At 64.8% G+C, this 24,725-nt stretch carries 19 protein-coding genes; 7 read left to right on the top strand and 12 right to left on the bottom strand.

What is annotated here, in order from left to right; translation table 11 throughout:
- Positions 1-36 precede the first annotated feature (36 nt).
- Positions 37-594, bottom strand: coding sequence for a hypothetical protein (locus KA261_09105; GenBank protein ID MBP7697955.1), 558 nt, complete (start codon positions 592-594; stop codon positions 37-39).
- A 179-nt stretch (positions 595-773) separates the two neighbouring features.
- On the opposite strand from KA261_09105, the gene KA261_09100 reads away from it, so the two are divergent.
- The 4 genes from KA261_09100 (at position 774) to KA261_09085 (ending at position 5,230) form a co-directional block, all read left to right on the top strand.
- Positions 774-1,607, top strand: a complete 834-nt coding sequence (locus tag KA261_09100; GenBank protein MBP7697954.1) for a transglycosylase SLT domain-containing protein — start codon at positions 774-776, stop codon at positions 1,605-1,607.
- 146 nt (positions 1,608-1,753) lie between these two features.
- The gene (locus KA261_09095; GenBank protein MBP7697953.1) at positions 1,754-2,998 is read left to right on the top strand and encodes a leucine-rich repeat domain-containing protein; all 1,245 of its coding nucleotides are present in this window, start codon (positions 1,754-1,756) and stop codon (positions 2,996-2,998) included.
- Between the two features lie 99 nt (positions 2,999-3,097).
- Positions 3,098-4,405 carry a hypothetical protein gene (locus tag KA261_09090; protein ID MBP7697952.1) on the top strand — a complete coding sequence of 436 codons (1,308 nt, stop codon included), beginning with the start codon at positions 3,098-3,100 and terminating at the stop codon, positions 4,403-4,405.
- Between the two features lie 24 nt (positions 4,406-4,429).
- Positions 4,430-5,230 (top strand): hypothetical protein, encoded by an 801-nt coding sequence (locus tag KA261_09085; GenBank protein MBP7697951.1) that lies wholly within the window; start codon positions 4,430-4,432, stop codon positions 5,228-5,230.
- Between the two features lie 90 nt (positions 5,231-5,320).
- Here KA261_09085 and KA261_09080 read toward each other — a convergent pair whose 3' ends face one another.
- From KA261_09080 to KA261_09055, 6 genes are all read right to left on the bottom strand, one after another.
- Positions 5,321-6,100, bottom strand: coding sequence for a hypothetical protein (locus tag KA261_09080; protein MBP7697950.1), 780 nt, complete (start codon positions 6,098-6,100; stop codon positions 5,321-5,323).
- A 98-nt stretch (positions 6,101-6,198) separates the two neighbouring features.
- Positions 6,199-7,218: a cytochrome d ubiquinol oxidase subunit II gene (gene cydB, locus KA261_09075; GenBank protein ID MBP7697949.1), complete on the bottom strand. Its 1,020-nt coding sequence runs from the start codon at positions 7,216-7,218 to the stop codon at positions 6,199-6,201.
- Complete coding sequence (locus KA261_09070) at positions 7,218-8,597, bottom strand: cytochrome ubiquinol oxidase subunit I (GenBank protein ID MBP7697948.1); 1,380 nt, start codon at positions 8,595-8,597, stop codon at positions 7,218-7,220. The genes cydB and KA261_09070 overlap by 1 nt, the downstream gene beginning before the upstream one ends.
- A gap of 131 nt (positions 8,598-8,728) precedes the next feature.
- Positions 8,729-10,237 carry a beta-lactamase family protein gene (locus tag KA261_09065; GenBank protein ID MBP7697947.1) on the bottom strand — a complete coding sequence of 503 codons (1,509 nt, stop codon included), beginning with the start codon at positions 10,235-10,237 and terminating at the stop codon, positions 8,729-8,731.
- Between the two features lie 152 nt (positions 10,238-10,389).
- Positions 10,390-11,097: an iron-sulfur cluster repair di-iron protein gene (ric, locus tag KA261_09060; GenBank protein MBP7697946.1), complete on the bottom strand. Its 708-nt coding sequence runs from the start codon at positions 11,095-11,097 to the stop codon at positions 10,390-10,392.
- 693 nt (positions 11,098-11,790) lie between these two features.
- Positions 11,791-14,094, bottom strand: a complete 2,304-nt coding sequence (locus tag KA261_09055) for a nitric-oxide reductase large subunit (protein MBP7697945.1) — start codon at positions 14,092-14,094, stop codon at positions 11,791-11,793.
- A 258-nt stretch (positions 14,095-14,352) separates the two neighbouring features.
- On the opposite strand from KA261_09055, the gene KA261_09050 reads away from it, so the two are divergent.
- The 3 genes from KA261_09050 (at position 14,353) to KA261_09040 (ending at position 16,216) form a co-directional block, all read left to right on the top strand.
- Positions 14,353-15,135, top strand: coding sequence for a dienelactone hydrolase family protein (locus tag KA261_09050; GenBank protein ID MBP7697944.1), 783 nt, complete (start codon positions 14,353-14,355; stop codon positions 15,133-15,135).
- A 282-nt stretch (positions 15,136-15,417) separates the two neighbouring features.
- Positions 15,418-15,801 carry a DUF2089 domain-containing protein gene (locus KA261_09045; protein ID MBP7697943.1) on the top strand — a complete coding sequence of 128 codons (384 nt, stop codon included), beginning with the start codon at positions 15,418-15,420 and terminating at the stop codon, positions 15,799-15,801.
- A complete protein-coding gene (locus KA261_09040; GenBank protein ID MBP7697942.1) occupies positions 15,794-16,216 on the top strand; it encodes a hypothetical protein in 423 nt (140 codons plus the stop codon). The genes KA261_09045 and KA261_09040 overlap by 8 nt, the downstream gene beginning before the upstream one ends.
- Positions 16,217-16,300: 84 nt before the next feature.
- On the opposite strand, the gene KA261_09035 is transcribed toward KA261_09040, so the two are convergent.
- The 5 genes from KA261_09035 to KA261_09015 form a co-directional block, all read right to left on the bottom strand.
- A complete protein-coding gene (locus tag KA261_09035) occupies positions 16,301-16,900 on the bottom strand; it encodes an outer membrane beta-barrel protein (protein MBP7697941.1) in 600 nt (199 codons plus the stop codon).
- Positions 16,901-17,734: 834 nt separating this feature from the next.
- Positions 17,735-18,385, bottom strand: coding sequence for an outer membrane beta-barrel protein (locus KA261_09030; protein MBP7697940.1), 651 nt, complete (start codon positions 18,383-18,385; stop codon positions 17,735-17,737).
- 221 nt (positions 18,386-18,606) lie between these two features.
- Positions 18,607-19,278 carry a hypothetical protein gene (locus KA261_09025; GenBank protein ID MBP7697939.1) on the bottom strand — a complete coding sequence of 224 codons (672 nt, stop codon included), beginning with the start codon at positions 19,276-19,278 and terminating at the stop codon, positions 18,607-18,609.
- A 524-nt stretch (positions 19,279-19,802) separates the two neighbouring features.
- On the bottom strand, positions 19,803-20,771 hold the full coding sequence (locus KA261_09020; GenBank protein MBP7697938.1) for a DUF523 and DUF1722 domain-containing protein: 969 nt from the start codon (positions 20,769-20,771) through the stop codon (positions 19,803-19,805).
- A gap of 166 nt (positions 20,772-20,937) precedes the next feature.
- Positions 20,938-24,723 (bottom strand): efflux RND transporter permease subunit, encoded by a 3,786-nt coding sequence (locus KA261_09015; GenBank protein ID MBP7697937.1) that lies wholly within the window; start codon positions 24,721-24,723, stop codon positions 20,938-20,940.
- Positions 24,724-24,725: the final 2 nt, after the last annotated feature.

The following is a 24,725-nucleotide window of genomic DNA, read 5'->3' as shown; positions in this document are numbered from 1 at the left end:
GGGGAGAGTTCCGCATTCCTGAAGCAGGGCGCTTACTCAGAATCGGATTGTGACCCCGAAAGCGGGCGGGCGGCCCTGTGCGGGAGGCGCCGCGTAAACCCCGAACACCATTCCGCGCTGGGCAAGGCGGCGGTTGTAGCGGTGCACCTGGAAGGGGGTGGTGGCGATGTCGGCAAGCCAGGAGCCCCAGAAAAGCACGAGGCCGCCGGCCATGAGCGCCTCGCCGGTCTCATCGTCCTCCTCGTTATCGAACAAGTCCAGGCCGCCCGAGGCGAAGCCGGCTATGATCGCCCCGGCGCCGACGATTTCCGCGACCGTCATGACCGCGCCGGCCGCCGGGGCGCCCGCGTAATAGTTGCCGGCGCCGTGTATGAAGGGGCCCGGAAATACGGCGGCCAGGAAAAGCCCGCTGGTCACCGACCGAGGTTCCAGGCGGGCCGCGGTGTCGGAGGGAACCGGCTCGGGCCGGGCGGCCCGGGGCGAAACGAACGGCGCCAGGAGCATTGCTCCAAACGACCAGATAACGAGCGATTTGAATACTCTCACGAGATCCTCCGACAGCCGCGAGCGGGCGACGGTTTTCCCAGCGCCCATGTGTCCGCCGACCGATTATACGCAAAATCCGGCCGCGCGGCGACAAAAACTGTCACAAAAATCCGGCGCCGGTCTGTTTTATGGCGACAATTGCCGTCCCGGACGTAACATCGGAAGAACGCAGCCACACTGAACGGCGGCCGCCGAGGCTGACTCGGCGGCGGAAGAGAACGGAGATCATGACCTTGACAACCGACCGTCGGATGTTCCTTGCTGCCTGCGCGACCGCGCTGCTGCTTCCGGAGACGCTTGGGGCGCTGGTCCCGCAGGACTCGGCGAGCGCCGATTCGACGGCGGGCGCGCTGGATAACGACCGGGACCTGCAGAAGATCCTCCGGGAGCTGCCGCAGGCGCGCGAACATCTTCCCCGCCTCCGGGCGGCCTGTGCCAGACACGCGGGGATTTACCCGATTCCGCCGGTGCTGGCCGCCAAGGTGCTGGCCATCGAATCGGGCTTTGCCGACGACGCTATCTCGTCCTCCTTTGCGGCGGGTGCGGCGCAACTCATGCACACCACCGCGCGAGAGTTGGGCGCCGCGCTCCCCGAAGCCGACGTGTTCGCCGATCAGGACGAGGTCTTGCGGCTCCGCGGAGCGTTCCAGCGAAAGATGAGCGAGGCGGTGGCGGCTTTTCAGGAAGGCGACGACGCGGGGGCGCGGGCCCAGCGGGCCGAGGCGGAGACCCTCAGAGAGGACTACGATCTGCTCCACGCCACCACGATGGAGAGCTTCCGGCGGCGCATGTTCGCCCTCACGCCGGAGGCGCGCCGGGCCTACGACGCCCGGTTCGACCCGGCGGTGGCCGACGACCTGGTCGTGCGCTACCTCGCCATGCTCGCCCGCGGCGTGAAGCGGGATCTCAACCTCTCCGACGAAGCCCACGTTCTCCTGCTCGCCGGCGTCGCGTACAACGCCGGGCCCGGCAGCGTCAAGCGCGCTACCGGCATCCCTGTGGTGGCGCAGAACGTCGAGTATGCGAACAAGCTGATGGCCTTCCAGCGGCTGTCGCTGTGAGGCGCGCGATCGAGCCCCCAGTTCGCCGTTGACACTGTCAGGGACGGCGCGGTACATTACCGCCATGGTCCACGAGGATCCCCGGCGGTTGACTCAACCGGCCGGCCGGTCCGAGGGCGCGCAGGTTTTGATTCAGGAGGTCGGACATGAAGCGCATGAGAGTACTGTGGCCGGCGGTCATCGGGTTGGTCTGCCTGGCCCTGGCCTGTTCGAAGAACGCCACCGATGACGGCGACAACGGCGGGGAGGACGACCTCACCGCCCCGGCGGCGATCACCGACCTGCGGGCGCTGACGGTCACCACCGGTTCAGTCGTGCTCGGGTGGACCGCGCCGGGGGACGACGGCCTGACGGGGATTGCGAATGCCTACGACCTGCGCGCGTCCGCCGACACCATCACCGACGCCACTTTCGTCTGGGCAGTCCCGCTGGCCGACATCGTATCTCCCGGCGTCGCCGGACAGCCGCAGACGGTGGTGGTGGACGATCTGCTCTCCGACAGCATCTACTACTTCGCGATGAAGACGATCGATGAGGCCGGCAACGCGAGCGGCCTATCGAATTGCTGCCGCGTGCACATTCCGGCCGAGCTTGTCGTCGCTTTCGAGGATACGGCCTTCGAGCGGGTCGTCCGCGAGCATATCCATAAGCCGACCGGGGACATTCACTCTTCCGACGTCGACACGATCGGCGAATTGAACGCCAATGAGCAGCACATCGCCGACATCACGGGGGTGGAATATTTCACCTCGCTCGCCTTTCTCCACCTCCTCGGCAACAACATCACGGACTTGTCGCCGGTGGCCGGACTGCCGGCGCTGGTCTCGCTGAACGCAGTCGGCAACGACATCAGCGATGTCAGCCCGCTGGCCGGGCTGACCGGTCTGCGGGATCTCGCGCTCTCGCAAAACCCTTTGGCGACTCTGGCGCCGCTGGCCGGACTCGGAAACCTGACGCAACTCAGCCTCGACTATGTGTCGGTCGCCGACCTCTCGCCGCTCTACGGTCTGGAGAAGCTGGAGCTTCTCCGTCTCGGCGGCAACAACCTGAGCGATATCGGCTTCCTCTCGGGCCGGTTCCCCCAGCTTCGCGATCTGACGCTGGCCAACAATTCGATCACAAACCTCGCGCCCCTGGCCGGCCACGCCGCGCTTCAGGATATCTACTTGCCGGGAAACAACATTGTCGACCTGTCGCCGCTGCGTAACCTGGCCAACCTCCGCATCATTCACTTGAACTACAATGCGATCACCGACCTCCAGCCGCTGGTCGACAACGGCGGCGTGGGGCAAGGGGATGCCGTCTATCTCAAATTCAATCCCATCCCCGACCCCTCCACCAACGGCCAGGTGCAGGCGCTGCGGGACCGGGGCGTGGAGGTTGACATTTAGACAACCTGAAATCGGCCCGGAGCGGTTTCGGTGCGGCCGCTGCTCCGGTCGAATACCCGGCCGTGGGCCGCGTAATATGTCACATGAGGAGATGACACGATGAAGCGAGTGCGGGCGTTCTGTGTCCTGGCGGCGCTGGCGTTTTGCCTGCCCGCGGCGGCCGCCGATGGCGGCGATCAGCTCACACCCGAGCAGCGCCGCCTGTGCGAGCAGTCGTTCGACCAGGTGTGGCAGATTGTCTACGACCGCCACTACGATACCACGTTCGGGGGCGTCGACTGGCCGGGCTTGAGGATCGAACTGCGGCCGAAGCTGGACACCTGCGAAACCATGGCCGATGTCCGGGTGCTGCTGGCGGAGATGATTCACCGCCTCGGGCTGAGCCATTTTGAAATTCTCCCGGGCGAGATTCTCTCCACCATGGACATCCCGGACAACCCGGTGGACCAGGCGGGGGTCACCGGAATGGTGGTCCGGGTGGTCGGCGGTGCGGCGCTGGTGGCGCGCGTGCGGCCGGAAACACCCGCCGCCGAGGCTGGGATCCGGCCGGGCTGGGAAGTGGTCACGGCCGGCGGCGACAAGGTGACGGAAGTGTTGGCGCCGCTGCAGGAGCAGTACGCGGACCATATCCGCTATCCCATCTATGCCGCCACCGCCGTGCTCAACCGCCTCGCCGGCAAGGTCGGCGACACGGTGACGGCGACCTTCCGCGATAGTTCCGGGAACCTCGTCACCGACAGCCTCGTCCTGGCGGAACGGGTCGGACAGCGCACCGTGTTTGGCAACCTCCCGCCGTTCTACCTGACCATTGACACGGCGACGCTTGAAGGGGGGATCGGCTACTTTGCCTTCAACTGCTTTTTCGACCCGGGAATGCTGATGGGGCGTTTCCAGGAATTTGTGGCCGCCCACCGCGACGCCCCGGGGTGGATTATTGATGTGCGAGGCAACCCCGGTGGCATTGGCGGGATCGCCATGGGTCTGGCCGGATTCATGGTCAGCGAAAAAAACCTGCTCATCGGCACTCTGACCACCCGCGAGTCAAACCTCAAGATGGTGATCAACCCCCGCGCAGAGACTTACGACGGCAGGGTCGCGGTGCTGATCGACGGGCTCTCGGGCTCGAGCGCGGAGTTCTTCTCGGGGGGCCTTCAGGCGATCGGGCGGGCGCGCGTGTTCGGCTCCCGGTCGATGGGGGCGGCGCTCTCGGCGATGACCGAAAAGCTCGCCAACGGCGATGCGCTCCTGTACGTGTTTGCGGATTTTCTATCGGCCGACGGCACCCGTCTCGAAGGGACGGGTGTAACGCCCGACGAGCCGGTCGAACTGACCCGCGAGAGCCTGCTGGCCGGGCGCGACCGGGTGATCGAGGCCGCCGCCGACTGGATACGGCAACAGGAAAAGTGAACGGCTGAACTAAAGGAGCTATCGATGATGAAACAGTTGGGATTTACCGTCGTTCTGGCCGGCGTGCTCTTGTGGGCCGGCCTCGGCCTCGCCGCCGCACAGGAGCCGGTTCCCCCGGCGCAGGCGGCGGCCCCCGCAGGCATTACTCCGGAAGCGGCCGCCCTCATGGACCGCATGGTTGAAGCCACCGGCGGTCTGGAAACGCTCGCCAAAATCAACAATCGCTACTCCAGGAGCACGCTCGAAATCGCCGGCATGGGACTCAGCCTGAGCATCGAAACCTATTCGGCGAAACCCAACCTCCAGTTTGCCGTGGCTACCTCGGAAGCGACCGGCTCCATCGAGAGCGGCTGCGACGGCGTCACCGCCTGGGAACGCTCGGTCATGACCGGCCCGCGCGTACTGGAGGGAGCGGAAGCCGCCGAGCGGCTGCGCGATGCCCACTTCGACAAGTACGCCGTCTGGCGCCAGATCTACCAGAGCGCCGAACTCGCCGGGGTCGACACGGTCAATGGCGAGGTGTGCGATGTGGTGGCGCTCACCGGCGAGGGCTCGCAGCCGGAAAAACTCTCGATCAGCCGCGACTCCGGCCTGCCCCTAAAAATGGTCATGACCGTCGAACACCAAATGGGGCAGATTCCCATCACCGTCTACATGACTGATTACCGCAATGTCGACGGGATGAAGATGCCCTTCCTGACGACCATGGATGTGATGGGGCAGACGCGTGCGATCAAGGTTGACAGCGTGGCGCACAATGTCGAGCTCAAACCGGGGCTGTTTGATCTTCCGGAGGACATCAAGGCCCTCATGACGAAAGAATAGACCGGCCGGCTGACCGGCGGGTGAAAGAAAAAGCGGCCGCGCGCGGAATCCCGGGCGCGGCCGCAGTTTTTCGGGCCCGAAAGGGAGAAGCTATCGGGGATCATCGGGAGCCGCCGCGAGCACGCGCACATCGTCGGGGAGGCTGAAGATGTCCGCAGGGGGGTCGCCGTTGAGGCTGACTTTGTCGACCTGCATCGTCCGGGTGCGGCCGGAAAACTCCATGAGCGAGCGCCAGGGGAGCACGGTCCCGCCCGTGGCGCGGTAGTCCGAGAGGTAGATATTCACGGCGACGAGACGGGCGCCCATGGCCCGCTCGGTCTTGATCATGACGGGGAGTCCCGCTGAGCGGCTGAGGTAGACGTCCTGGGCGCGGCCCTGGTCCGGGACGAGGCGCACAATGTCGCAGAGTTCGCCGAAAACGCTGTCGGCGCCGATCAGATCGGCGTTGAGGTAGAGGTCGCGCCAGAGGATAAACCGGCCGGGGTGGTACTCGAGAATCAGATCGCCCGCCTCCTCGCCGCTGATTATTCGCGGGCCGGTCTTGGGTTCTCTCTGCCAGCACACGCGGCCGTCAAAACCGCATTCCGCAGCGTCGCCGACAGGCGGCCGGGTCACCGCGCGGAACAGGTTCGGCTGTGCCCACCAGACTTCGATTGTGGCGGCGCGGTCGGAATTGGGCAGGCGGGAATGGCCGACGATGTGCGCCGTCCGGATGCCGCCGACCGACTCCGGCCCGCCCATCAGAGCCGCCATGCGGTTCATGATGTCGGCGACCGTGACGGTCGTGTCCGGGGGAAGCAGTTCCTGGGCCGAGGCCGCCGCCGCCGCCGCCCACAGCGCAATCACCATCACCAGAGATTTGGCGTTCACAGTCTCCTCCGTCGGGGCTTGTCGGGCTTGCCGCCCCTGCCCTTTCTATCGGCGTTCGCCGGGCAGGGCTGAAGGCCCGCCGGGGCGCGGAGGTGCGCTCAATAACTGCTCCGGTCGAGCCGCACTTTCCCCCGGAATACCCAGTAAATCGTGATCGTGTAGGTCAGCACCAGCGGGAGGCCGATGAGGGCGATGATCCCCATGATGCCGAGCGTCCGGTCGGAGGAGGCGGCGTTCCAGATGGTCAGGCTGTGCTCGGTAAGCGGGCTGGAGAGGATCAGGCGCGGGTACATGTCGACGCCGAACAGCACGAGCAGGAAGAACATCGCCGCCGCGCTCGAGAGAAAGGCGCGGAAATCGTGGCCGTGATGGATCTCGCGGGGGATGTTGGCGATCGCCAGCATGTTCAGGAGCGGCAGGACGAACAGGACCGGGTCGTTGCGGATGTTGTCGGTCATGTGCGGCACGAACAACAGCGTCGCCATGGTCGTCGTGGCGTAGCAGATGATGAAGAAAATGATCGTGTTGTTGATCCAGCCGCGCACCTTGTCATGAATCGCCCCCTCGGTCTTGAGCGTCAGGTAGATCGCCCCGTGCATCATGAACAGCGCGACCGTGGTGACCCCGACCAGCAGGGCGTAGGGATTGAGCAGATCCCAGAACGAACCCAGGTACTCGTAGCCGGGGCCGAGAGGGATGCCCCAGGCGATGTTGCCGAGCGCCACGCCGATCAGGAGGCTGCCGAGGAGCGAGGCGGCCGTAAAGCTGACGTCCCACGTCCGGCGCCAGGCGTGCGACGCCCGCTTGGAACGGAACTCGATGGCGACGGCGCGGAGAATGAGCGCAAAGAGCAGCAGCATGAACGGGACATAGAACCCGGAGAAGGCGGTCGCGTAGACCTCCGGAAAGGCGGCGAACAGAGCGCCGCCGCCGGTCACCAGCCAGACCTCGTTGCCGTCCCACACCGGCCCGATCGCGTTGATCATGACCCGCCGCTCCTCGTCGGTGTGCGTGAAGAGGTGCAGCGCGCCGACGCCGAGATCGAAACCGTCGAGGATGGCGTAGCCGATAAAGAGGAGCCCGACCAGGGCGAACCAGAGGCTGTTGAGATCGGTCATCATGCGCGGGGGCCCTCCTTCGCGATTACGGGTTCACTACCGGACGGGGCCGGCGGCTCCGCGCCGTCGGGACCGTGCTGAATCTTGTCGTTGAGCAGGTAGATGAACAGCGCGCCGAGCAGGATGTAGATCACGGCGAACATCACGAGCGACCCCCACACGTGGGCGCCGCCGATGCCGACGCTGGCCGCCGCGCTCGTCCGCAGCAGCCCGTACACGATCCACGGCTGGCGGCCGACCTCGGCGGAGAACCAGCCGAGCTGGTTGGCCAGCTCCGGGAGCACCACCGCGAGCACCAGGATCCACAGAAACCAGCGCTTCTCCCAGAGCGTGCCGCGGCGCCAGTACCACGCCGCGGCCAGGCTGATCGCAATGAGCGCCAAGCCGATCGCCACCATCAGGTGGAACGATTGGAAGGTGAGGTTGACCGGCGGACGGTCCTCGGGGGCGAAGGCGCGCAGGCCGGTCACCGGAGCGTCAAAATCCGAGTAGGCGAGGAACGACAGCAGGCCGGGAATCTTCGGTCCGTACACTATCTCGCCGGCTTCGTCGACCCAGCCGAAGAGGTAGGAATCGCCGGGAGCGGACTCGGGGTAATGGCCCTCGAAAGCCGCCAGCTTGGCCGGCTGGTGGCGGGCGACAACGTTCGCGGAGCTGTGGCCGCTCACCAACTGGGCGAGCGAGGCGACCGCTGCGATGACGACCGCAATCTTGATCGAACCCACCGCCGCCGCGCGGTGCCGCCGACGCAGGAGGTACCAGGCGCTGACGCTCAGGACGAGGAACGCCCCCGCCTGCCACGCCCCCATGAAGACGTGCGTGATGCGGTCGACAAACGACGGGTTGAAGATGACCTGCCAGAAATCGACCACCTCCGCCCGCATCCCCTGCGCGTGCGAGACGAGATGGTGGCCGGCCGGCGTCTGCTGCCAGGAATTCGCCACCACGATCCAGACCGCCGAGAAGTGTGCGCCGAGCGCGACCAAGAGGGTGGCGATGAAATGGGTGCGCGGCTTGACCCGATCCCATCCGAAAAGGAGGATCGCCAGGAAGCCCGACTCGAGGAAAAACGCGAAGATCCCTTCGGCCGCCAGGGCGCTGCCGAACACGTCGCCCACAAACCGCGAGTAGACCGACCAATTGGTGCCGAACTGGAATTCCATGACGATCCCGGTCGCTACCCCGAGGGCGAAAATGAGCCCGAAAATGCGCACCCAGAAGCGCGTGATGCTCTCCCAGAGCGGATCCCTCGACTTGAGGTAGATGCCCTCGGCGATCACCAGGAAGAGACCGAGACCGAGGCTCAGAACCGGGAAGATGTAGTGGAAACCGACGGTGAGGCCGAACTGGACTCGAGAGAGAAGGGTCACGTCATCCATGGCGTTCCTTTCATCAGATGCGGGTCTGGGAGGTAAGGTAGGCAGGGGCCGGGCGAGGTCAAGATTAAAGTGACCGCGCCCGCGGGTCCGTCGCCGCGGGAGGAAGGGGACGCTCGGGGGCGGGGCCGGGCCTACGGCTGCGTCAGGACGCGGCGGATGCGCGCGGCGAGCGTCGACGCCGCTTCGTCGATGTTCGCCATCACCGCCACCGTGTAGCCGTCGTCCCAGTACATTTCGAGCACGGCGTTGATGCCGGGGGCGCCGCCGGAGTGGCCCACGATGCGGTGACCGTTGGTCCTCATGTCGCCGAAGAGGTACGCGTACATCTCGTCCGCCTTGCGCGTGCTCACGGGACCGGGCTCCATGGCCACGCGGCCGGCGAGGACGGTGTCGGTGAAGGCCTGGTTCAGCAGCCGGTACGAGCGCAGCGCCCGGTCGAAAGCCAGCAGATCCTCGACGGTCGAGTAGCCGCCGCCGGCCGGGCCGCCTTTGACGGCATGCATGAAGTAGTTGGCGCGCCACACCGTGTCCCGGCGGCCGCTGTAGTCAAGGCGGGTGTAACCAATCGCCAGGTTGGGCGTCGGGACATCGACCTCGTAGCAGTCGGTGTTGATCATCCCCGCCGGCCGGAAGATGTGATCGCGCACGTAGTCGTAGTAGGACTGCCCGGTGATCCGCTCGATGATAACACCGAGGAGGATCGGACCGCCGTTGGAGTACCGGTACTGCGTGCCGGGCTCAAAACGCAGCGGCTTGTCCTTGATCAGTTGATAGTAACCGTCGACCGATTTGATCTCCCAGAAACTGGTGTCGAAGAGCTCCTCCCAGTAGTCGTCAACGCCGGCGGTGTGGGTGAGGAGCTGGTGGATCGTGACCTTCGCGGCCGCCTCGCGGTCGGGATAGTCGGGAAGGTACCTGATGAGCGGATCCTCGAAGGCCAGCTTTCCCTCCTGGGCGAGCCGGGCGATGGCCACGCCGGTGAACATCTTGTTCATTGAGCCGAGGTTGAATTTGGTGTCGAGGAGGTTGGGCGCGCCGCAGCAGCGGTCGGCCGGACCGACGGCGCGGGAGTAGAAGGGGACGCCGTCCTTGGCCAGGAGAATCGCGCCGGAAAACTGCCCGGCGGCGGCCATCGCCGTGACCACGCTGTCGACCCAGGCGGCGAGCTGCTCGTCGGATTCCATGCGCGGGGGCGGCGGGGCGAACGGGTCTTCATCGAGCATCTCGGCTTCCATCCGGACCCACCGGTGGGGAGGCTGGTCGGTGACGGTGAAGGCGAGACGGAGATAGCCGGAGGCCTGGACGGGGACGCGGCCGCGCAGGATGACGGAGAGAAAGTACTCCGACGATTCGAGAACCTTGACCGGGTCGAGCCCGCCGAAATCGCCGTGGACCGTCCGCATCAGCCCGAAACGGCGCTCCTGGACGGTGGCGCTGTCATTCGCATCCGCCGGCGGATGCTGGGCCAAAAAGGCAATCCACTGCGCGCTGTCGCTGCTGTTCAGTGCGGACACGAATTCGGCCAGACAGCGGCCGGCGGGAGTATCGGGCAGAGCCGTCGGAGCGGCGGGATCCGCGGACGCGACCGCGGGTGCGACGGCGCAGGCGAGCGCAAGAAGAACCACGAGCGGACGGTTCATATCTCCTCCGTCGAGCGGTTTCCGCCAGTATACGAAACGCGCGGGCCGGTTGTTGCAGAAAACGCGGCGGGGATGGGACCGACCGGGCCGCGAAAGAACAAAAACGGCGCCGGCGGATCGGCCGCCGGCGCCGGTGTCGGCTGTGTGAGCGTTCAGGCGCCGACGGCGGCCGCCTGCTGCGCCCGAGGAAAGAGGACGTTGTTCTCCTTGTGAATGTGCTGGTGGAGATCCAGCTCCAGCTCCTGGAGGGCGTCAAGCATCGCCCGGTAGGTGTTGCATCCCCACGCGGGGAGGGCGAAATCATCGGTGAGCGTGCGAATGGCGGCGAGCGCCTCGCCCGCCTCGTCGTGCTCCCGCATCATGACCATCACCGGACCGTCGATCACCAGGCCGCGCTCCCCGGCGTCGATGCGCCGGATCATGGGAAAGAGAATGTGCTCCTCCTTCACCATGTGCGACTGGAGTTCGGCGGCCAGGGCGCGCACGTGCTCGTCGACGCGCTTCAGGTCGGCGCCTTTGGGCGAGGCGGCGTGGGCCTGGGCGACTTTCGCGGCCAGTTGGTTCGCGCGCGGCAGCGCCTGGCGCAGGTAGGCGTGATGGGTGTCGACGATGTGATCGGCCAGCGCTGTGAGACTCATCGAACCATAGTCCGCGTCGGCGTCGGGGCGCCGCGCCGCATCGACCCGGGCGAGTTGAGCGAGAACGTTTTCAGGGTCGATCCCCTTCTCCGCGCAGGCCTCGGTCAGCGGCCGGTGCCCGCCGCAGCAGTAGTCGATGCCGAGATCCTCAAAGACCTTGGCGCGGCCGGGCTGTTCGGTGACCAGATCGCCGACCGTCCGGTCGGCAGAAACGGTATTCATAGTTGCTCCTTTCGTATTGTGCGGGTCGGGGACCGACGAGTGTTCGCCCACGCCGTGCTCCGGCCCGGCCTCGATTTTCTCGACCAGGCCGTGCACGTAGAGAATGAAGCGGACGTAGGCGTCGATCTTCTCCCGCCCCGCCTCCAGTGACTTGTCTCCCTCCTTCTTGGCGCGCATCGCCTCGGTGAAGAGGCTGCGGACATGTTCCTCCAGCGACGATTCGAGCAGCTCGATCACGGGCTCCACGTCGTCGGCGGCGTAGGCCTTGTCGGCCGCGGCCACTTCGGCGGGGGCGGGGAGGCCGGCGGGCTGCAGGCCGGTGTAGGGCATGCCTTCGGCCGCGCGGTGCAGGCGGACGGCGGTTTCGATAAACCAGCGGTCGGCCAGTTCGCGCGCCTCCTCGCTCTGGGACCGGACGGCGCGGGTTTGGTCGAATGCCCGGCGCAATTCATCGGTCTGCGCTTCGCCCACCCAGACGGCGATTTTGGTGAACTCGCCGCCGGCGAGCGCGGCGCGGGCGTCGTTGGCGACCGGACCGTCTTCCCGGTCGCAGTGAGCGGCGGCCGACGCCGCCACCAGCAGCATCACCGCCAGACTTATCGAGAACCCGGACTTGTAGCGCAACATGTGTGTCCCTCCATCGCCGGCGCGGTCGGGCGCTCCGGTCCGACCCCGCCGGCGGACATGTGAGATTTAAGGCCTCGTCACTTCTTCCGGCCGTTCGGGCGCCGCGCCGACCGGGCGATCAAGCTGCCCCGACACGGACCATCCGAATTTGAGCCCGAAGACGAAATAGCCGAGGGCGAAAACGCCCACGGCGAAAATCGTATCGCCGATCACGCGGAGCCAGCGAAACGTATCCATGAGGCCGGTCTGCATGAATTCGGCGGACCGCGCGAACCACATGCCGTGGGAAACACTCGCCCAGGTCTGCATGAGGCCGCGCGGCAGGTCGGACAAGAGCACCATCAGGGCGAGCCCGATGTTGATGCACCAGAAACCCACCGCCAGCCACGTGGTCTTCCACGCGTAGCGCGAGGCCAGCCCTTTCAGGCAGAAGAGGGTCAGACCGACCCCGAGCATGCCGTACACCCCGAAGAGGGCGGTGTGGCCGTGGACCGGCGTCGTGTTCAGTCCCTGCATATAGTACAGCGCGATCGGCGGGTTGATGAAGAACCCGAACAGGCCGGCGCCGACCAGGTTCCAGAAAGCGACCGCGACAAACGCGTAAATCGGCCACTTGTATGCCTGGAGCCAGGGTTTGGCGCGGCTGAGCGAGAGATTCTCATAGGCCTCGAAACCGATCAGCACCAGCGGCACCACCTCGAGCGCACTGAATGTCGCTCCCAGCGCGAGCACCGCCGTCGGCGTGCCCGTGAAATAGAGGTGGTGGAAGGTCCCGATGATTCCGCCGGCGAGGAAAATGGTCGTGGCGAACAGCACGCCGGCCGTGGCCGTCGCCGTCCGCAACAACCCCATGCGTGTGAACAGGAACGCAATCACCACCGTTGCAAACACCTCGAAGAATCCTTCCACCCACAGGTGGACCACCCACCAGCGCCAGTACTCGGCGATCGCGAGATTGGTCTGCCGTCCCCACATGAGGCCGGCGCCGTAGAATAGGGCGATCGCCGCGCTGGCGATAAAGAAGAGCACGAGCAGGTGGCGGTTGGGACCGGGTTTGCGCAGCGCCGGCCACAGGCCGCGGCCCATCAGCCCCAGCCAGACGAACAGCCCGACAAACAGGAAAATCTGCCAGAACCGGCCGAGGTCGACATACTCGTAGCCCTGGTGGCCGAACCAGAAGTTGGCCGTCAGACCCATCTGCTGGCGCGTGCCGTACCACGTGCCGAACATCGAACCGACCACGATAATGAGCAGGCAGACGAAGAGGAAATTGACGCCGGCGCGCTGGAACTTGGGCTCATAGCCGCTGACCGCCGGGGCGATAAAGAGCCCCGTCGCCAGCCAGGCGGTGGCGATCCAGAAAATGCCGAGCTGCGTGTGCCACGTGCGCGTGACCGCATAAGGGAGCCACTCGGCGAGCGGGAAGCCGTAGAACCCGGAGCCCTCGACGCCGTAATGGGCGGTGAGAATTCCCATGATGATCTGCACAATCATCAGGCCGATCACCACCCAGAAATACTTGAGCGTCGCTTTCATGGAGGGCGTCGGCTGGAGCGCCAGCAGCGGGTCCTGCTCCGGGAGCGCCACCTCCCCGACCGGCTTGTGCTTCAGCACCGCGTAGTACCAGGCGAGGGCGCCGATGCCCGCGAGCAGCAGGACGAAACTGATGACCGACCAGACGATGCTCGAGCTGGTCGGGCGGTTGCCGATGAGATCCTCCGGCGGCCAGTTCTGCGTGTAGGTGATGCTCTCGCCCGGCCGGTTGGTCGAACAGGCCCACGAGGCCCAGAAGAAGAAAGCGTTGAGCTTGGCCAGCCGCGCAGGATCCTTGACCGCGTTGCCGGGGATCGCATAGGCCTCGCGGAGCTTGCCGAGCGCCGGATCGCCGCCGAATAGACCCGCGTAGTGCCGTCCGACCGCCTCGATGGCGCGCGCCCGCACCGGGGAGACCACCAGGTCCCCGGTTTTCGGATCGAACGTGTTGGGGCGGATTTCCTCGCGCAGACGCTCCCGGAGAGCCGCCTGATCGGGGCCGCTCAGGGACGTGTAGGCCGACACGCCGTACTCGGTGCGCGCCCACTCATTGAGAATCCACTCCGATTCCCGGTGCAGCCAGTCAGCCGACCAGTCGGGGGCTACGTACGAGCCGTGTCCCCAGACCGTGCCCACCTGCTGGCCGCCGGTGGACTGCCAGACGTTCTGCCCATCCTTGATGTCGCTGCCGGTGAACAGCACCGCGCCGTCGGACGTGACGACCCGGTCGGGCACCGGCGGGGCCTGACGATAGATATCGCCGCCGAAATAACCGAGGACTGCGAAGGAGGCGACAATCACCACACCCATCGCGAGCCACAGTCGGAAGTAGTTCACACCAAAGCTCCTTTCATATATGAGACCTCGCCATGTCGGCTCAGCCGCCCCGGTGCGGGTTGATTCCCCGCACGTATTACGGAGCAGGCGGCGGACAGTTTGTCGCGGACGCCGGGCACGGGGGCCGGTACGCACCGCCGCGCGAAGTATCGACTGAATAGGCCTATGATAGCCTTGACATTAGTCAACGGCCAGTGTTTTTTGTGCGCGGACCCGGCGAACAGTTCGCCGGCGCATCCCTGAGAAAGGACCCGAATAATGAGGACTGCATTCATCTTCTGTGCGGCGCTGCTTTGGGCAACGGCGGCCGGCGCCGCGGTGCACACCGAAACCGTCGAGTACCGGCATGGCAAGGTCGTCCTCGAGGGATACCTGGCCTATGATTCCAGCCTGATCGGCACAGGACCGGTCCCCGGCGTGCTGGTGGTCCACGAGTGGACCGGGTTGGGCGACTACGTCAAGATACGCGCCCGGCGGCTGGCCGAACTCGGCTATGTGGCTTTCGCCGCCGACGTCTACGGCAAAGGGATCCGTGCGAAAAACGCCGACGAGGCGGCGAAACTGGCCCAGACCTACTACCAGGACCGCCGCCTTTTCCGTGACCGCGTTCAGGCGGCGCTCGCCGTGCTGCGCGGGCAGGAACTCTCCGATGATCGCCGGCTGGCCGCGATCGGATACTGCTTCGGCGGCTCCGCGGTGCTGGAGCTGGCGCGGGCGGGGGCCGACGTCCGCGGCGTGGTGAGTTTCCACGGCATTCTCTCGACAACTCAGCCGGCCGAGCCGGGGACGGTCAAGGCCAAAATCCTCGTGCTCGGCGGAGCCGATGATCCGTACGTACCGGATTCGCAGGTGGCCGCGTTCGAAGAGGAAATGCGCCGGGTCGGCGCCGACTGGCAACTGACTGAGTACGGCGGGGCGGTGCACAGCTTCACCAACCCGGACGCCGGCAACGACGCGTCGAGGGGCGCCGCGTATAACGAGGCGGCCGACCGGCGGTCGTGGGAGCAAATGAAGATGTTCTTTGAAGAGATCTTCCGGTAGCCCGCAGGACAGGCATACTCGGCGGCGCTCTGCCTGCTTCAGCGGCGCGAGAACCGATATGGGTCGGTTTTCGCGCCGCTTCTTCATTAATGGATGCGCTGCCCAGAGCGTTCTCGCTTAAGTAAATGGGGAATAATGGCTTGCCGATTGAGAACAAGGCCTGTTGATGAGCGGAGAGGTCTGAATCCACAAATTCTTACAATGAAAATCAATTCTCGTATTAACTTCTACGACTATTGATCGTATACAATATTAAATAACTGAAACAATGGGAAGACACATATGGCCCATGAATGGCAGGAATTGACCCGCCTCACCGGCGATAAAGAAGTGATCGTGGAGCGCGTGCGGCTGGTCGTCGAGGGCATTGCGCTGGAAGGGGAGTTCGAATTGCCGCCGTTGGCGAAACTTACGGCCGAGGATCAGCTGTTTGTCGCCGCTTTCGTGCGCAGCCACGGTTCGATCAAGAAGATGGAGGAGGTGTTCGGGATCAGCTATCCGACGGTCAAGAACCGGTTGAACCGGATCGGGGCCGCGCTGTCATTCGCCCAGGTGCAGGTCGAGCCCGGCGATCGCCGGGAAGAACTGCTCGACCGGCTCGAGCGGGGAGAAATCACGGTTCAGGACGCGTTGTCGCAATTGGAGAAGGAGCAGAATCATGAGTGAGGATCGTCGCCGCATTCTCAACATGCTGGCCGAAGGGAAAATCACGGCCGATGAGGCCGAGCGGCTGCTCGAGGCGCTCGGCCGGACGGCGGAGCGCACCGCTCCGGAGACGACGGGGAGGACGGCCGGCGCTCGGCCCAAATACCTCCGGGTAATCGTGCAGCCGAAACAGGGGCAGCGGGATCAGGTCAATATCCGGATCCCCCTCGCTCTGCTCCGGGCCGGGGTGAAACTCGGCGGCGTAGTGCCGGACAGCGTGAAGGGGCGGATCAACGAGGCACTGGCGGAGAAAGGGTTCACGGTCGACCTGGGCAAGCTGAACATGGAAGATCTCGAGCGGCTGATCGACGCGCTCGGGGAGATGAGTATCGACGTGGATGACGAGCGCGAGAGCGTCCGAGTCTGCTGCGAGTGAAGCGCCGCCGCTCCCGCCCTCTCCGGTGCGAGGAGCCCGGCGGCAGGGCCGGGCTCCGTTGCGCGAACCTGGAACAGAGTGCGGCTAGCGGCCGAAGTAGTAGTGCACGCCGACCGAGGCCGCGAGGACGCCCATCGACAGCGAGATGTCGTAGTCGGCGACCTCGATATCGACCAAATTCGTGCGATAGCCGAGCTCCCAGTCAACCGACATCTCGGGGATTCCGGCGAACGAGAACTCGGCGCCCATGAGCGGGCCGAGCGTGATCACGTCGAATCCCTCGGCCAGCGCGGCCGGAAGCCCCGGGGTCTCGACCTCGACCGACACATGGCCGTAACCGAGTTCCGCGCCGACATAGAACTTGCTCTGGCTGTGATTGGCTACCGCGTAGAGGAACTTGCCCGAAAAGTCCGTCAGCGTGCCGCTGATATCGTACTCGTCGTCTTCCTGCCCTTCCCCACCCTCCATTTTCACGTCCACGCCCACGTGGGCGTAGTAGAGGTTGGCCTCAAGGCCGACTTTGGGCGATGTCCAGATTCGGCCGCTCAGCCCCTGCAGGACGTCGCCGGCCAGAATTCCGTGGTAACCCAGACCAAGCGTCGGCTTTTCACTCTGCGCCTGCGCGGACAGCGCCGCGCCCAGGATCAGCAGGCAGACACAGGCGGCCACAAACGTTGCTTTCATAAGTCACTGCCTTTCGACTAAGTGGTGATTCCCCTGAACCGGCCCGACGAGATCTTCGAGTCGGCACGACGTCAGACCATGGAGCGAATTGGTTCGTTCCCCTCCTTTCCTCCGCTAGTGCGGCGCCCTCGACAAGAGCGGCACCCTTCGGTGATGAACGCTGGTGTTTTCGTCTATGGGTACCTGGTGTTGAGAGACGATGCCGAATACCCCTCTAACCGGGATGCCGGACCGACTGCCGCAGGCTGCCTTCGGACTCTGCCGCGGTAGAGGTACACGAATGAGGAAATTCTACCGTGCCGCGGCCCGGCTGTCAACATATTTTACCCGGTCGTCCATTTTAGTCGACGATTGGCGGGGGGAGCGGGCAGGGCTGGGAGTTCGCAGTTGATGAAGATAACCTGCGGCTGGACGCCGGCGAGCTGACTGCGGCACCGGTCCCCGCGGGGCGGAATCTGAGCCGCGGCGGCCACTTCTCCCATCTGTCGTTCGGCCGAGACGCTGACAGAAGGATAAGGTCAATGCCGCGATTTCGCCGAGCCTGATTGGAACGACAGCAGGCTTAGCGGCTTTCTGTCGGGCAGTTTGAATGGGCGATCCACGAGGCGCCCGTAGGGGAGAGGTCGCTGCCGTCCCGGTGAAGACACTCGCCGGCGATCTTGAACCTCTCACCCATGCGCTTCGCAATCGCTGTTGTTTTCAGACAAACCGTGGTAAGGTGCAGGTGCGGAGTCGTTGCGAGAGAGCCCAAGCCCACCTGCCGCTGCGGAGGTATCAAAAGAACCGGGCTCGAATTGCCAAGCCCGGTTCTCAGTGGACCTATCGTACAGGGAATCAGTTGCCAAAGAGGAACTTCACGCCCGCACGAATCGGCAAGTAGGAGATGGCATCTCCTTCGCTGGCGATATAGGTGTAGCGAACATCCACCCAGGCGCCGGCCTTTGGCGCGAACATGTAGTCAAAGCCCCCGCCGAAGTTAAACGAGAAATCGGTTTCGCTGGCATCGCCAAAAGGCAAATGAACTTCCTCTATGTCATCCTCGTCCTCAGCCGTAATGGTCGCATCCGTGGCCTTGATGTTCGCAAAGCCGAGCCCGGCGACTACGAATGGCTTGAACATCATATTCGCTTGATCAGACATGAAGATATACTTCATATCGGCTCCGAACTCAAGGGAGCGGAAGTCAAGCCCATCGACAGAGACTCCCGCCGGGGCATCCATGTCGTCCAGGAATTTGTCGGCGTCAAAGGGAAAAGTGTTGAAGGACACGCGACCGATGAGTTCAAGGTTAGGCTTGACTTGAATGCCCACGCCGCCGCCGAATCCATATCCCATCTTCCAGTAGTCTTTGAGCAAATCAGGCGACAGGAGCAAGTCAATTCCACCGCCCGCATACACCACCGGTTTTATCTGGTTTTGGGCCCACGTGGGCATGGATACGATCAGCAACAAGGCCAGAGTGAACATTGCAGCACGCTTAAACATGGAGCACCTCCTGAGTGTTGGGTAATGAACCTGACTATCCTTTTCCGGTTCTCGCCTATGGCCAGACTTCCGTGTCAAACTACTTTCAGTATTCAGTCAAAGCTACAAAAAAACCGGGCGCCGCGATCGGGGTTCTGAGGACAAACAAATATAACAAAGGGGCAGGATCGGATGACCCTGCCCGTGTCGTTTGCACTAATCACCTCAGCGAAGGGGACGGCCTACTTGAAGTAGAAGTGAAATGCGAAGAAGACATTGTCGGCTGAGAAGGTCACGATGCTGGTCTCGGTCTCGCCGCCAGCATCACCGTAGTAGTACTCGGCCGGGTCGCTTCCGGGGATTTTGTCGTCCGGGAACTTGAGCATCTGGATCTTGATCCCGTGGCCGGCCTCAATCGAGAAATTGTCGCTAATGAACCACTCAGCTGCGGGAGTAAGGCTGATAGTCATCTGGGTAAACTTGGCGTCGAGGCCGACATCGTCCATCCCCTGTTCCTCGAAGTCGTCATCTGCATCATAGACTTTCGAGTCGGGGCTGAAGATGCGGTCGTCCAACGAAGCGAATTGGAATCCCGGGCGAACCCAGAAGTTCACCTGATCCGTCGCAACGACCACATACGGGAATCCAACCTCGAACCAGAAGCTGCTAGCCGTCTCCTTGGAGTACACCGTTCTGTCTTCGGTTTCGTCGTACTCGCCGACCCAAGCCGCATCGGACTTGAACCCTACTCCGACATCGATACCCAGTTTGGGAGTGGCCCAATACCGGAAGCCGATTGGGGCGTCAGTTGTGAAATAGCCGAGGCCGTACTTGCCGGTCATGTCCTTGGCATTGGAGAACGCCGGCGCGACCAGCAGCGCGACCAGGGTGAGAAGCGTTAACCGTTTGATCACAAAGCACCTCCTTGATACGTTGGCAGAGAGTCCAGTTTCCGTTTTCTCTCCGCGTTGTTGGTCAATACGGGGCCAAATTACAGACAGGCACAAGTGGTTGTCACCAAAAAAAACGCCGCCTGGCGGAAAAAACAACAACGTCGAAAATACGGCCCCACCCGCACCTGCCAAGATCGACCCTCATAGTCCCCGCATCGACCATCCACGCGCCACTGCGGTTGTGGGAAAAAATTTCCTAGTGTTGCCGCGGAAGCGTCGTCGCCCCCTAATAGCCCCTCCGGGGATCCACCGGATTGGGTATCGGCCGCCCATCGGCCGCCGCCTTCAGCATCGCCGCCGGCTCCGCAATCTGCGCCGATGCGGGCAGATGATCCGCAGGATGGATTTCGAGGTCGGCGTCGCCGCCCGAGGGGACCTCGGGATCGCCGCGCCGACCGTCAGCTCGATGCGGCGGTCGAGCTGCCCGCGCAGGCACCGTACGTAATCGGCGCCGCGGTCTTGCAGGTAGCGTGCGGAGAGATGCCTCACACGTGGTTCCGGAGCATGAGCTCTTTCGGATGCGGGTTCAGATACACTTGGTCCTGGATGTAGGCGATGCGATGTTTGTCGACGTAGTGGCGCAGCAGCGTGAGCGGGACCACCAGCGGGATCAGCTCCCGATGATAGTCGGCGATGACGTTCAGGATATCCTGCTTCTCCTCGGGGCCGAGCCGGTGCTTGAGATACCCGAGGAGATGCTGGAGGACGTTGACGTTCTTGCGCGTGGTGGTCGGGACCGCGAGGGCTTCCATGAAAAGCCGGCGGTACTGCTCCCGCATGGCGGCGGGCGAGTGCCGGCTCACCGCGGCGACGAGCCGGCCGAGCTCCGCATAGTGCTTCGGGCTGTGCGCCATGAGGAGATACTTGTGGGCCGTGTGGAAGGCGACCAGACGCCCGCGGCTGAAACGCTCCCGGAACAGCGTCTGCAGGCGGTCGTAGGCGAAAACGCGGACGATGAAGTTCTCGCGCAGGCGATGGTCGTTGAGGCGGCCCTCCTCCTCGATCGGCAGCAGCGGGAACCGCTGCCGCAGGGCGGCGGCGAACAGCCCGGTCCCTTTGCGCTCGGCCATGCCGGAGGGGGGATACACTTTCACCCGCTCGAGCCCGCAACTGGGGGAGTCCTTCTTGAGGATGTAGCCGGAGATGTCGGCGAGATCGGGCCGGGCGGTGCGCTCGCGCGCATAGCGGTTCATCCGCTCCGTCCAGTCGGCGCCGCTCCGGGTACCGACCAGGCGCGGGGCGTCGGGCGCCCCCTCCAGCCGGACCGATTCGCGCGGGACGCCCATTCCCACCTCCAGCTCCGGGCACACCGGGACAAAGCGAAAGTAGCCGCCGAGGACGTCCGTGATGTAGCGATCGTGCTTGTGCCCGGCATCGAAACGGACCTTCTGGCCGAGCAGGCAGGTGCTGATACCCACCTTGATCGGGCGTTCGACAGGAGCGGAATCGGGCATGGGCGTCCTCTGATCTCGATGTGAACCGGCGGGTCCGGCGAACCGTCCGGAGCACGGCGCGCTTCTGCGGGCCTCCGGGAGGCAAGGGTCGCACGCCAAGGTAGCTTGCGCAGAGCCGCAACGCAAGCGGCGAGGAACGCCCGCCGGCGGCGCCGCCGGCTGTGAATCACGTCCGCCGGGCCCGCGCCGCCCGCGCCTCGTCGATCGCCGAATAGAGCACCGGCACCACGAAGACGGTGATGATGACCACGGTCATGCCGCCGAACGACGGAATCGCCATCGGCACCATGATGTCCGAGCCTTTGCCGCTTGACGTGAGCACCGGCAAAAGGGCGAGGATGGTCGTGGCGACCGTCATCAGAGCCGGCCGGATCCGGCGCTTGCCGGCGGCCACCACCGCCTCGCGCACCTCCGCGGCCGTCGTCGGGCGGGTCCGGTCGAGAACCTGGCTGATGTAGGTGCTGATGATCACGCCGTCGTCGGTCGCGATTCCGAACAGAGCGAGGAACCCGACCCACACCGCCACCGAGAGATTGTAGGGGTGGACCTGGAACACCTCGCGGAGGTTCGCGCCGAACAGCGAGACGTTGAGGAACCAGTCCTGGCCATAGAGCCAGAGCATGAGGAAGCCGCCGGCCCAGGCGACAAAAATGCCGGAGAATACGAGGAAGGTCGCGGGGAGACGGCGGAACTGGAAATAGAGAATCATGAAAATGATGAACAGGGTGAGCGGCAGGACGATGCGCAGCTTGTGTTCCGCCCGTACCTGATTCTCATAGCTGCCGGCGAAGGCGTAGCTGACGCCGGCCGGGATGTCGAACTCGCCGGCGGCCGCTCTGGCCGCGAGGGTGCGCCGGGCCTCGTCGACCACCTCCACCTCGGCCCGCCCCGGCCGCTTGTCGAAGATGACGTAGCCGACGAGGAAGGTGTCCTCCGATTTGATCATCATCGGCCCGCGCACGTAGGCGATCTCGGCCAGCTCACCGAGAGGGATTTGGGCTCCCGCCGGGGTGGGCACGAGGATGCGCGCGAGCGACTCGAGCGAGCCGCGCAGCTCGCGCTGGTACCGCACCCGGACCGCGTAGCGGGCCCGCCCCTCGACCGTGGTGGTCAGCGGGAGGCCGCCGATCGCCACCTCGATGACGTCCTGCACGTCCCGAATCTGGAGGCCGCAGCGGGCGATCGCGGCGCGGTCGATCGCGATTTCGAGGTAGGGCTGCCCGACGATGCGGTCAGCCACCACGGTGGCGGGATCGATCGACGGCACCTCCTTGAGAATTCGCTCCACCTCCAGCCCGACCCGCTCGATCGTCTCCATGTCGGGGCCTTTGATCTTCACGCCCATCGGGGCGCGCATGCCCGACTGAAGCATCACCACGCGGGCGGCGATCGGCTGTAGTTTCGGCGCCGACGTGGTCCCGATGAGCTTCCCCGCCTCCTGGATCTCCTTCCAGATGTCGTCGGGCGAGTGGATGGCGTCCCGCCACTGGCGGAAGGGGCGCCCGCCGTCGTCGGGGATCAGTTGCCCGCGCTGGTCGCGCACAAACTCATCCTTCTCCTCGTCGTAGCGGAATTTCATCCGCCGGCCGCGGGCATCGAGCAGGTATTCGGTTTTGTAGGTAATGACCGTTTCAATCATGGAGATCGGCGCGGGGTCGAGCGGCGACTCCGCCCGGCCGAGCTTGCCCACGACCGATTCGATCTCGGGAATGGCGCTGAACGCCATGTCCTGGGTCTGGAGCACGTCGAGGGCCTCGCCGATCGACGCGTGCGGCATCGTGGTCGGCATATAGAGAAACGAACCTTCATCGAGATCGGGCATGAACTCCTGGCCGAGGCCGGGGAACATGTGCCGGAGCGCCACATACGGAGAGGTCCGTTCGACAAACTGCGGGACAAATCCGAAAACTGCGTCGAACCCGATCCAGATGACCAGACCGGTCAAGACGAGGGCCGCGGGAAAGGCCAGGAACATCTTCTTGTGGGCGAGACACCAGCGGAGTATCGGCTCGTAGGCGCGGATCAACAGGTGGAACAGCAGCAGGATGCCGCCGAGGAGGACCGCCACGAAGAGGAAGTTGAGAAACAGCCCGGCCTCGACGCCCAGCGGCTCCCAGTGGAGCGCGGTGATCCAGCCGACGACGGCGAGGAGGAGGTAATTCGCATACCGGGGCGCAGCGGCCTGGGCGCGCGCGGGGAGTCGGTGCCTCAACCGGTAGAACGCGGCCAGCCCGAGCAGGCCGAGGCCGGTCAGCCAGAGCTGCCAGACGAAGGCGGCCGCGGCGGCCGCCGCCAGGCCGAGGGGGAGGAGCCGCCGCGAAACGCCCGACCGGCGCCCGCGCGTGAAGAGCAGGTGGGCCAGCGGCGGAAGAACCGTCAGCGCGATCATGATCGACGCTACCAGCGCAAAGGTCTTCGTGTACGCCAGCGGCTGAAACAACTTCCCCTCCGCCGCCTCCAGCGTGAACACCGGCAGGAACGAGACCACGGTCGTGGCGATCGCCGTGAGGACGGCGCCCCCGACTTCGGTCGAAGCGCGGTAGATGACGTCGCGGCGGTTGGCCTCGGGCGGCGCCTCGTCCAGGTGGCGCAGGATGTTCTCGCACAACACCACCCCCATGTCGACAATCTCGCCGATGGCGATGGCGATCCCGGAGAGGGCCACGATGTTGGCGTCGACACCGAACAATTTCATCCCGATGAAGGTCATCAGCACGGCCAGGGGGAGCATGCCGGAGATGAGGAGGGAACTGCGCAGGTGCATGACGAAGAAGAGGATGACGATGATGGTGACCAGGATTTCGTCGACCAGCGCCATGTTGAGGGTGTCGAGCGTCTCGTAGATGAGCCCGGTGCGGTCGTAGAAGGGGATGATCTTCACCTGGCTCGTGGTGCCGTCGGGGAGCGTCTTCTTCGGCAAACCGGGTTCGATTTCCGCAATTTTGGCTTTGACGTTTTTGATCGCCTGCAGGGGGTTTTCACCGAAGCGCACGACTACCACGCCGCCGACCGCCTCCGCGCCTCCCTTGTCCAGCGCCCCGCGCCGCGGCGCCGGCCCGAGCTGCACCGTGGCCACGTCGGCGATGCGGACCGGGACGCCCCGCACCGACTTGACTACCGTTGCGCGGAGGTCGTCGAGGTTTTCGATGAAGCCAAGCCCCCGGATCGCGTACTCGACCTTGTTGATCTCGATCGTGCCGGCGCCGACGTCGATGTTGCTCTTCTGCACCGCCTCGAACACGTCTTCGAGCGTCACTCCGGCCGCGCGCATGGCGTCGGGACTGACGTCGATCTGGTATTCGCGCACGAACCCGCCCACCGACGCGACCTCCGAGACCCCGTCGGCGGACTGGAGAGCGTAGCGGACGTGGAAGTCCTGAATGGACCGAAGCTCTTCGAGGTCCCACCCGCCGGCGGGTCGTCCCTCCGGGTCGCGCCCCTCAAGCGTGTACCAGAAGACCTGGCCGAGCGCGGTGGCGTCGGGTCCGAGCATCGGTTGCACGCCTGCGGGCAGAGTCCCCGAGGGAAGCGAATTGAGTTTCTCGAGCACGCGGGAGCGGGACCAGTAGAACTCGACATCCTCCTTGAAGATGACGTAAATCGTCGAAAACCCGAACATGGAGTAGCTGCGGACGGTCTTGACGCCGGGGATGCCGAGCAGCGTCGTGGTCAAGGGGTAGGTGATCTGGTCCTCGACGTCCTGCGGCGACCGACCCATCCACTCGGTGAACACGATCTGCTGGTTCTCGCCGATATCGGGGATGGCGTCAACCGGGATCGGGGCGCGGGCGAGACCGGGGATGTGCCAATCGAAGGGGGCGACGATCACCCCCCAGGCGATCACCGCCAGGGCGACGAGGATCACGACCAGCTTGTTGTCCAGGCAGGAGCCGATCAGGCGGTCCAGCAGCGACGCGCGCGCGCTGTGGTCGGGCGGTCGGGAGTTGCTCATAC

This window comes from Candidatus Zixiibacteriota bacterium, assembly GCA_017999435.1.
Classification (GTDB): Bacteria; Zixibacteria; MSB-5A5; order GN15; family FEB-12; genus JAGNLV01.
The sequence above is the reverse complement of the archived record's forward strand: the minus strand, read 5'-3'. Positions and strand labels throughout refer to the sequence as shown.